We start from the raw sequence: 1,392 nt of genomic DNA on the forward strand, positions 1-1,392 counted from the left end.
GTGGCGCAGCGGCCAGCCGGCCGGCAGCCAGCTCGCATGCAGGTCGAGCTCGGGGTGCAGGTTGTGGCGCATCACCAGGCGCAGCAGGTCGTGCGCAGGGGTGGGGGCGGGGGCGGCCGGGCTCATCGTCGCGGCCCGTCAGCGCCGGAACACCTGCCGGCGCAGCCAGACGCGCCAGTCGAGATCGTTGCGGCGCAGCAGCCCCGGCAGCACCACCAGGCAGGCGGCCGCGGCCAGCAGCAGCACCAGCAGCACCAGCGCGGTCTGCGCCGGCAGCACGCCGAGGATCAGGTCGCTGCGCGGCAGCACGGCGCCGGCCGGCGCGGCACCCTGCGGCGGTGCGCGGCGCGCCTCGAACAACGACAGCGACACCTGGTCGTGCGACAGGCCCTCGATGCTGTGCGCCACCAGGTCCTTGACGGCCGGAACCAGCAGGCGCAGGTCGACGTCGGGCCGGTGCTTGATGAAGACCGCGGCCGACGACGGCCGGATCTTGTCGCTCAGCGGGTCGTTGGCCGGGATCACGACGTGCACGCGGGCCGACACCACGCCGTCGACCTTGCGCAGCGTCTGCGACAGCTCCTGCGACATCGCGTAGATGTAGCGCATGCGCTCCTCGGACGGCGTGGACACCAGGCCCTGCTTCTGGAACACCTCGCCCATGCTGGCGTAGCGGTCGTTCGGCAGGCCCTGGGCGCGCAGCAGGTCGAGCGCCGCCGGCAGCTGGCCCTTGTCCACCAGCACCTGCCACTGGTTGTTCTCGAGCCGCTCCTTGTCGGCATCGAGGCCGTCGCCGGTCAGCGCGGCCAGCATCTCGTTGGCCTCCTGCTCGTTGAGGTTCGAATACAGCCCGACCTTGCAGGCGGCCAGGCTGCACAGCAGGCCGAGCAGCAGCACACGCCGCAGCGATCGTCCGAAGGATGTGTTCATGGCGGCGCCTACTGCTGGTTCTTCAGCAAGGTGCCGAACAGGTTGGTGGCGGCGCTCGCGAGCGCGGTCGACATGTGCAGCTTCGAGAAGCTCATCTGCGCCTGCATCGACTGGTCGGCGACCATCACCATGGTCTTGAACGGATCGTTCATGTCGATCGACGCCAGCATGCTGGCGCGCATGTCCTCGACCGAGCGCATGCCGTTGAGCTGCGTGGCCATCGCCTTCACCGCGTCGCCGATGGCGCCGCGCGCGGCGCTCTCGGGCTGCTGCACGCCCTGCATCATGTTGGCGAACATGCGGGTCTCGCCGGGTGCGAACGTTGCCGGCGTTGCGCCGGGGCCGGCCGCGGCGCTCGTCGTCCCGGTGGTGGCGGCCGGTGGCACGGCGGCGGCAATGACGGCTGCTTCGGACATGGCGTTCTCCGCTTCGAAGGTGTGGTTTCGGGAATGGAGGAAAAGC

Annotated in this window: 2 protein-coding genes; both read right to left on the bottom strand. The window is 70.4% G+C overall.

Going from position 1 to position 1,392, the window contains the following annotated elements; all coding sequences use genetic code 11:
- Positions 1-138: 138 nt before the first annotated feature.
- Positions 139-930, bottom strand: a complete 792-nt coding sequence (gene sctJ, locus AC1D15_RS32310) for a type III secretion system inner membrane ring lipoprotein SctJ (RefSeq protein WP_477829274.1) — start codon at positions 928-930, stop codon at positions 139-141.
- Positions 931-938: 8 nt separating this feature from the next.
- Positions 939-1,346: a hypothetical protein gene (locus AC1D15_RS32315; protein WP_477829275.1), complete on the bottom strand. Its 408-nt coding sequence runs from the start codon at positions 1,344-1,346 to the stop codon at positions 939-941.
- Positions 1,347-1,392: the final 46 nt, after the last annotated feature.

The sequence above is a fragment of the Rhizobacter sp. P2_H2 genome (assembly GCF_056403375.1).